This is a genomic window from Flavobacterium sp., assembly GCF_035456225.1.
In the GTDB taxonomy this organism is placed as follows: Bacteria; Bacteroidota; Bacteroidia; order Flavobacteriales; family Flavobacteriaceae; genus Flavobacterium.
Genome location: NZ_DATIDM010000053.1, coordinates 1 through 8,738 on the forward strand (window position 1 = coordinate 1; position 8,738 = coordinate 8,738).

Annotated in this window: 7 protein-coding genes; 3 read left to right on the forward strand and 4 right to left on the reverse strand. The window is 40.4% G+C overall.

Going from position 1 to position 8,738, the window contains the following annotated elements; translation table 11 throughout:
• Nucleotides 1-9: 9 nt before the first annotated feature.
• A complete protein-coding gene (locus VLB74_RS03025) occupies nucleotides 10-453 on the reverse strand; it encodes a nucleoside deaminase (protein WP_325201989.1) in 444 nt (147 codons plus the stop codon).
• Nucleotides 454-491: 38 nt separating this feature from the next.
• Here VLB74_RS03025 and VLB74_RS03030 point away from each other — a divergent pair, with 38 nt between their 5' ends.
• From VLB74_RS03030 to VLB74_RS03040, 3 genes are all read left to right on the forward strand, one after another.
• Entirely contained in the window at nucleotides 492-2,261 is a 1,770-nt protein-coding gene (locus VLB74_RS03030; RefSeq protein ID WP_325201990.1) for a 1-deoxy-D-xylulose-5-phosphate synthase, read from the forward strand.
• A 41-nt stretch (nucleotides 2,262-2,302) separates the two neighbouring features.
• Nucleotides 2,303-3,262 carry a DUF3078 domain-containing protein gene (locus tag VLB74_RS03035; RefSeq protein ID WP_325201991.1) on the forward strand — a complete coding sequence of 320 codons (960 nt, stop codon included), beginning with the start codon at nucleotides 2,303-2,305 and terminating at the stop codon, nucleotides 3,260-3,262.
• Between the two features lie 95 nt (nucleotides 3,263-3,357).
• Entirely contained in the window at nucleotides 3,358-4,182 is an 825-nt protein-coding gene (locus VLB74_RS03040; protein ID WP_325201992.1) for a hypothetical protein, read from the forward strand.
• Nucleotides 4,183-4,237: 55 nt separating this feature from the next.
• Here VLB74_RS03040 and VLB74_RS03045 read toward each other — a convergent pair whose 3' ends face one another.
• The 3 genes from VLB74_RS03045 to VLB74_RS03055 all read right to left on the reverse strand — a co-directional run.
• Nucleotides 4,238-6,889: a T9SS-dependent M36 family metallopeptidase gene (locus VLB74_RS03045; RefSeq protein WP_325201993.1), complete on the reverse strand. Its 2,652-nt coding sequence runs from the start codon at nucleotides 6,887-6,889 to the stop codon at nucleotides 4,238-4,240.
• Between the two features lie 87 nt (nucleotides 6,890-6,976).
• Nucleotides 6,977-8,317, reverse strand: coding sequence for a deoxyguanosinetriphosphate triphosphohydrolase (locus VLB74_RS03050; RefSeq protein WP_325201995.1), 1,341 nt, complete (start codon nucleotides 8,315-8,317; stop codon nucleotides 6,977-6,979).
• Between the two features lie 59 nt (nucleotides 8,318-8,376).
• Nucleotides 8,377-8,738: GNAT family N-acetyltransferase (locus VLB74_RS03055; RefSeq protein WP_325201994.1), on the reverse strand; the 362-nt coding region annotated here is incomplete at its 5' end.

Here is an 8,738-nt window from a genome sequence, read left to right on the forward strand (position 1 = left end):
AGCTGTTTTTTATTTTCTTCTTGATGCAAAAAAACGCTTCATTAAATCTGCACATTCATTTTCCATAACGCCACCCATGACAGCGGTTTTCGGATGCAGTTTCCCACCCATGGTCATAAAGCCGCGGTGTTCATCACGTGCACCGTACACTATTTTGGTAATCTGCGCCCAATATAAAGCTCCGGCGCACATCTGGCAAGGCTCCAAAGTCACATAGAGCGTACAGTCTTTCAAATATTTACCCCCCAAAAAATTAGCGGAAGCCGTTATGGCCTGCATCTCGGCATGGGCTGTGACATCATTAAGCAATTCGGTCAGATTATGCGTGCGGGCAATCACGCGATTGTCGACCACCACAATGGCGCCCACGGGTATTTCACCTTTCTCAAAAGCAACTTCGGCTTCCTGAAAGGCTTTCTTCATAAAATATTCGTCGGTGAAAATATTTTCCATGGAAACAAAATTACAATTTCAAATCGTACATTTGTCTAATGTCTGATAATCTCTTACAAAATATCCATAACCCAACCGATTTAAGGAAACTTTCACCGGAGCAATTACCGGCTTTGGCAAAAGAGCTGCGGGAATTCATCATCGACATAGTTTCCAGAAAAGAAGGGCATTTGGGAGCAAGTCTGGGCGTCATTGAATTAACCATTGCATTGCATTACGTTTTCAATACTCCTGAAGATTTATTGGTTTGGGATGTGGGCCATCAGGCATACGGACATAAAATACTAACCGAACGAAAAGACGTTTTCCATACCAACCGCCAGCTTCATGGCATTTCCGGTTTCCCGAAAAGAAGCGAGAGCATTTATGACACGTTTGGTGTCGGACATTCCTCCACTTCCATTTCAGCAGCTTTAGGAATGGCACTGGCGTCAAACCTGAAAGGAGAAATAGACAAACACCATATTGCGGTGATCGGAGATGCTTCGATCGCATCCGGAATGGCTTTTGAAGGCCTGAACCATGCTGGTGTTACCGACGCGAATCTGTTGGTCATCCTGAATGACAACGCTATCGGCATTGACCCGAGTGTCGGTGCCTTGAAAGATTACCTGACTTCGGTTAAAGAAGGGAAAAACCCAAAAGAAAACAACATCATCAAATCATTGAATTTTGATTATTCCGGTCCGATAGACGGACATGATTTCGATGCACTTCTGAAAGAACTAAACCGGTTAAAACATAAAAAAGGACCAAAATTCCTGCACATCATAACCACCAAGGGAAAAGGAATGCAATTGGCTGAAGAGGATCAGGTAAAATACCATGCTCCGGGAAAATTCAACAAGGAAACCGGGGAAATCCTTCCCAAATCCGAAGAAAACCTTCCTCCTAAATTTCAGGATGTCTTCGGACATACACTAGTGGAATTGGCAGAACAAAACGAAAAAATCATCGGAATCACACCCGCCATGCCAACAGGCTCCTCAATGAAATTCATGATGGATGCTTTCCCGAAAAGGGCCATTGATGTAGGTATCGCCGAACAACACGCCGTTACTTTAGCAGCAGGAATGGCTACGGAAGGAATGATAGTGTTTTGCAATATTTACTCCACTTTCATGCAACGCGCATACGACCAGTTAATTCACGATGTTGCCCTACAAAATTTACCGGTGATTTTTTGTTTGGACAGAGCCGGATTGGTTGGAGAAGACGGCGCGACACACCACGGCGCTTATGATTTGGCTTATTTGAACTGCATCCCAAATATGATACTTTGTGTCCCGATGGATGAATTGGAATTACGGAACATCATGTACACAGCCCAATTGGGATTAGAGCATCCGATTGCCATACGTTATCCGCGCGGGAGAGGCAATGTGATAGACTGGAAACAACCTTTTGAAAAGTTAGAAATCGGAAAGGCCAAATTACTTCGGAAAGGTTCAAAGACCGCTGTTTTAACCACCGGTTTTATCGGCAATAATGCTATACAGGCATTGGATGAAATCGAAAATCAAGAGCTGTACTCGCATTACCACTTCCTATTTGTAAAACCCTTGGATACGGAAACATTAAAAACCATCTGCGAAAATCACGAGCAAATCATCACCATTGAGGAAGGCACAATCATTGGCGGTTTCGGGAGTCTGATTTCCTCATTCTGTACGGAAAACAACTATTTAATTTCTGTAAAAAAAATCGGAATTCCGGATATTTTTATCGAACAGGGCACCGTTTTGGAGCAACAACAAATTTGCGGCATCGACGTTAATAGTTTGAAAACGATTTTCTCAAGTCGTTGAAAATGTTCATTTTTGCACCAAATTTAACCTAACCTATTGCCATGAATTCCTTGAAAACCTATTTATTAGGATTAATCTGTATTGTAACATTTCAGAAAACTATTGCCCAAGATGTGATCCGTACCTCTGTGCCGGACACCATAAAACGATGGGAGAAAAAAAACAATTTGGGACTTGATCTTACCCAGGTAGCGTTTGTCAACTGGAGTGCCGGTGGAGAAAACGCCCTTTCAGGGATCTTAAAAGGATCTTTCATACGAAAGTACACCAAAGGACGTTTCGTCTGGCATAACGAACTTATTGCACGCTACGGACTGAATAAGCAGGACGGCCAAGAAGCGAGAAAAACAGATGACGCCGTTCAGCTCAATTCGACAGCCGGTTTTAAGACAGACACGATATCGAATTGGTATTATTCAGCCAAATTCAGCTTCAATACGCAATTCACAAACGGTTACGCCTATCCGAATACCGATTTGGCCATTTCAAAACCTTTTGCTCCTGCCTATATATTTTTAGGGGTTGGTACCGAATACGTGAAAAAAGAAGGAGAAGGTGGATTCACAGCTTATTTCTCGCCTTTAACCTTTAAGACCACGCTTGTTTTAGACGAACGCTTGGCGGATCAGGGAGCTTTTGGAGTTGATAAAGCGGTCTACGATGAAGCCGGAAACCTTATCAGTCACGGTAAAAAAACCAGAACCGAAATGGGTATTTTGGTTACCAACCGATATAAGAAAGAAATCGTCAAAAACATAATGCTAGACCATCGATTGGTATTGTACAGCGATTACATAAATAATTTCGGAAACATTGATGTTGACTGGCAATTGCAATTGGACATGATCGTCAACGCGCATGTTCGCGCCAATGTTTCCACTAATGTAATCTACGATGATGACATCAAATCTAAAGAGGATGTTGATGGTGTGCAGGTGACTCGTGGTCCGAAAGTCCAGTTAAAGCAAATATTAGGCATAGGATTAACCTATGAATTTTAAAAGAAAAAAAATCTTACATTTACATTTTTAATTTAAAATCGAATTCTATTGAAATAAGGACAACAAACTAAACAGCAACAACAACACAACCAAAAATGAAAACTATTATCGACCAACTCAAGGAGTGCATCAGGTTACATCCTTCCGTTGTATACGGCTCAATTGGTGTTAATGCCACTTGGAACAGGACGCAATGCATTATCCTTTCCCAAATTATTTCCGAAGCCTTATTAAAAGCCACTTCACCCAAGGAATCTAAAAAAAACAAAGCCAACCTGACCATTTCAGGAATGACTTTACAAAGAATCTTCAATGACGGGTACACCGAAAAAGAAAACCCCGATTTGCGTTTTTTGAAAACATTGGACAAATTGGCAATTTTTTTGGGACATTCATCCCTGAACGACTTCCTGGCACATCAAAAACAACAGGAAGCCGAATCGAATAAAGCCCAAAACAAACCTTTACCTGAAGGTTTTGAAAAACTAATACTGAATCATTGCTTCGAAGAATTTAAATGCCTTAAAATGCTTCCAAATATCAATTTAACCGAATTAACAAACTACACTTTCGAAGATTCGCCCCTGACAAAAAGAATTACCGATGCGCTCCACAAATATGCCGACTTAAACTTCAGGGTCAACACCACGGACAACCGCTCGAATTTTGAAGTCTACGATTTTAAAATGATCAGTTCCGATGAAAATTTAGTGGTTCTATCCGCCAAGGAATTCTGGAACATTCAATGGACAGATGAAAGCAATAACCCGGTCAGGATATACAATAAAATCAACAGACAGACTTATTTCATTAAAAAAAGAGACGGTGTATGGAAAATATGGGACAATCATAACCCGGACTACAATGGACTTATAGCGGATGTTGAGGAAACCCATTTCCAACAAAACATTCTAATTTAAAAATAAAAAAGGGAACCCGTTTGGATTCCCTTTTTCTTTATTTACTTCTCAATTCTTAGTTAAGAATGATTTTTTGCGTATGACTAACATTGTCACCGTCAACCTTAATCAGATACATTCCTGATTGCAGATTACTTAAATTGATAGCGCTTTCTGCATTGAAATCATTTACATCCTGATTGTAAACGCTTCTTCCGTTTAAGTCAAAAACCTGAATAGACAATTTACCGGAATAATTGCTGATAGCGATATTCAACTGTCCTTTTGTAGGGTTTGGATATACGCGAATACTTTTATCATTGAACAAATCATATACCCCTGCTACACATGATGCAGGAATAGTGAAATCTTCTAATTGATCCTGAATACCGGCAACTCCAGTCCAACCACGTGAATCAGCATTAACTCCTAGTCCGCGTCTTGCAAAAGTCTGCCAAATCATACAGTAATTCTGTCCTCCTGTAGTTGCCTGATCTGCGGCAATAATAGCATCACGAGCCGATGTAAATGTAGGATTACATCCGTCTAATTTAATTGCATCCAAAACTAAACGCATTACTTTATTGTTTCCACCGTTTCCACTGTAGATATCAGGATCGTAACCGTATCGGTCAATATAATTCCAAGCCAAATCCCATAACATTACAGCCCAAACAGAACCCACGGAGTGAACATCTACTCTGCTTGTTCCTCCTGAATCTACATACCACATGTCATTAGTATCCCCAAAAGTATGCGGATTAACAGCCATATTTGTAGAATATCTGTACTCTCTGATTCCGCTTCCTGTTGGTGGTTGATTTGCGGCAAAAGTTGCAATTCCTCTTGCATCATTTCTGGTGTCTCCAGGTTTGATCTGCATCATTAACCAGAACCAATCGGACCATCCTTCACCTTGTTGTTCAGCACTTCCTGACAAGCAGTTGCCTGATAAACGTGTTGAAATACCGTGACCATATTCGTGAGCAATGATTCCATTATCAAAATCTCCGTCAGAATTAACGAAAGCAGTAGCAGGTCCGGAAATTATTCCCGTCATTGTTCCGGCGCTTAAAGCCGCAATTAACGCTTCACCTTCTGCCATCGTAATACTTACTGCTGGTATTGTGATTGTCGCGTCGGCTCCACCCATTATGATACCTCCGTCAACATTGTTAACCATAAGCACCGCTATCGCGCCCGCTTGTTGTGCAAATTTTACTTTTTCGACAAACGTACAATCCCCTCTTCTGATGATAACAATCTTACCATTCAGGGCAGCTGCATTAATAGCGGCAGAACAAGCATCCGAAGAATCCGGAGCCCCATCATCAAATAAAGCGTATGTACCGCTTATACCTCCCGGAGAGGCAGGCAAAGCCACATGTCCAGGGTTAAAGTTATTATCTGTAACTGTATAGATTCCTGCTACTGATGCAGGCGCACTGATTGTCATGGTAGGTTTCGGTCCTGCATCCCATAAATACATCTGCATTCTTGGCGCAGTTCCGTCCAACGGAGTAGAGAAGTTAGCGTTATTCAAGTTTGGAGGCGATGCCTGAGAACCATCTTGTGCGTCGGCATTAACCGCATCGTTCCCTAAAGCAGGACGGTTATAATTAGTAGTCTGGAAGTTTTTGTTTGCTTCTGTAAATCCATACTGATACCACAAATCGTGCATGATATTATTCATGTAGAATAAATTTGTCGTAGCGGCCGGCAAATACGTACTTGCAGCGACTCCTGTGCCTCCATAAGGAAAATCAAATGTCAGGTTCGGATAAGTTCCTCCACTGACAAAAGTACCACCGGCATTATTAGCATCCACATCGTCCTTGGCCATTACGTTGTTACCTCGTGTATTACCATACTGCGTAGTAATCGATCCACCCCCAATTGTACTATTAATATTATGCCAACCATTAGGTGAGGCATTAGAAGTGAATTCTGGATTTGTTACAAGTACTCTGGGGCTGTGATTTGGACTTTCATAATTCCAAGGAATAACTCGGTAATTTGTAGTACCCGGATTCATCACAACAGAAGTAGTGTTTGCAAAAAAGGATTCTGTAAACTTATTAACATAATGGCTGTGTTCCGTGTGGTTACCACCAAAATTACAGGTCAACACCATATCTTTCTTCTCAAGAAGTGCACCCGTTAAAGCATCAATTTTCAAGTTCCAAAGATGGTTAAGATCTTGAGAATAAAACTCATAATCCCAAGCCAACTTCAAGGTATTTTCATCCGTATTGAAATAAACCAATTCCGCTCTGATTGGGAATTCAGACTGAACACCATTGCTTAATTTGTATTCATTTCCAGTTTTTTCGATGATTTGAGCAGTAAATGGAGTCTCATTTAGCAGAGGCAAAACTCGAAGCAATGCATTGGTCACATCGAATGAAGGGGCAACCGCATTAACTTTCTGACTGATGTTAGGAATAAAATCCTCACCTCCATTGATAACCTTACCGTTTTTAATCCAAAAATTAGAATCAGAATTAAAAACCTCGATACCGTTGTGACGCTGTTTAACGTGATAGTTATTAATCCCCGTAGATTCGGAACTAAAATCATTCACGATAACCAAATCAGAAACATCTTCTGTCGTCAATGAAAACTTGGAGCGGTTCTCACTTGCATACGCTTTTATTTTCTCTATTGGATTTTGAGAAAAACCTAAAAACGACGCCAGAAAAAACATACCAATTGTAATTTTTTTCATAGCTATTATTATTATCTTTTAGTTAAGTACCACAAAATTAATCATTTAATTCTGTTTTTAAAATATTTTAGAAGAATTTAAAGTAATTCAACTAATTCCCTGAATAATTTTAAATAATTGCAGCGCTTTACCGTCAGTCAGCATGGAAACGAAATGACAGATATGCATCAACCGTTCGTACAGACTCATTTTTTCGGTCACGAACTTTTCCGGAAGCAATTTCAGGATCAGTTCGTCGTAATTACTGGACCTGCCTTCAAATTTGTTGTTATAGGCTGATGAAAACTTATCCAAAAGTGTATTGATTACCTGATAACCAACAACTTCTTTTTCAACTACTTCCCTGCTTTGATAAATATTTTTCACACTGATTTTGATAATATCATTCATCTGTGCATTAAACTCACTTTTTTCGGTTAAAGCATACGGAAATTTACCTTCCAGGATCAGTTTTTCGTTTGCAATAAAAACTTTTACAGCATCATTTATCAGACTTCCGATAGCCAAAGCCCTCAAGTAACTAATCCTGTCTTCTTTGGTAATAAGCGATTTGTACTTATCCGCATCAATACTGTTTTTAACCAGCTTGATAAGATATTCCAAAGCAAATTCCTCCTGGATCAAACCAAGATTGATTCCGTCTTCAAAATCAATTATAGTATAACAGATATCATCGGCAGCTTCCACCAAATAGGCCAGCGGATGTCTTTCAAATCCAATATCATCCCCGGATTTATTGTTAATCATCCCCAATTCAGAAGCCACTTCTTTAAAAAAAGGCTTGTCCTGCTGAAAGAAACCGTATTTTTTATCGGCTATATTCTGGGTAGGTTTTTTAGGTAAACTTTCCTTTGGGTATTTCATGAAAGCGCCAAGCGTCGCATAGGTTAAACGCAAACCGCCTTCTACACCGGGACGCGAACCTGTTACCACGGAAAAACCATTGGCATTTCCTTCAAAATCAATCAGGTCCTGCCATTCTTTAGGTGTCAGTCGGTCTTTGTACTGCAGTCCGCCACCCGTTTTAAAATATTCCCCGATAGCTTTTTCACCGGAATGTCCAAAGGGTGGATTTCCGATATCGTGTGCCAAAGCGGCCGCAGCAACTATCGCACCGAAATCATTCATATGATAACCATGGACTTCACTCAAATGAGGATATTTTTCAAGGAGCTGTTTCCCAACCAAACGCCCAAGAGAACGTCCGACAACAGAGACTTCCAAACTATGCGTTAACCGCGTATGGACGAAGTCGGTTTTGGAAAGGGGAATAACCTGTGTTTTATCCTGCAGGCTTCGGAAAGCTGAAGAAAATATGATACGGTCGTAATCAACCTCGAAACCCAAGCGGGTATCATCCTGTTCTTTTCGTAATCGTTTGCTTGTATCGCCCTGCCTTCTTAACGACAATAGCTGTTCCCATTGCATCATAACCTAAAGTTTGAAAATTTAGCGTTACGAATGTACAAATTGCAAATTGAAATCAACTATATATTTTTTTGCATGCAAACACTGCTTTCAACACCAACATATTGCCCATATCTGGGTATTTGAACATATCCGACCTTTTTATACAAAGCAATGGCGTTTTCTAGCTTAAAAGAAGTTTCCAGTATACAGGAAGTAAAATGCAATTCTTTGGCCCAAACTTCCAGTTCCTCTAAAACTGCCATCGCAATACCTTTGTTCCGATGGTCCGGGTGCACAAACATTCTCTTTATTTCACCAGTTTGAACATCGTATGGCTTGAGCGCCCCGCAGCCCACAGGAATATCATTCTCATAACACAGAATTACATTTTCAAAGTAAATCTGATTAAATTGTGCAAAGAAATCCTTTTCATCACCAT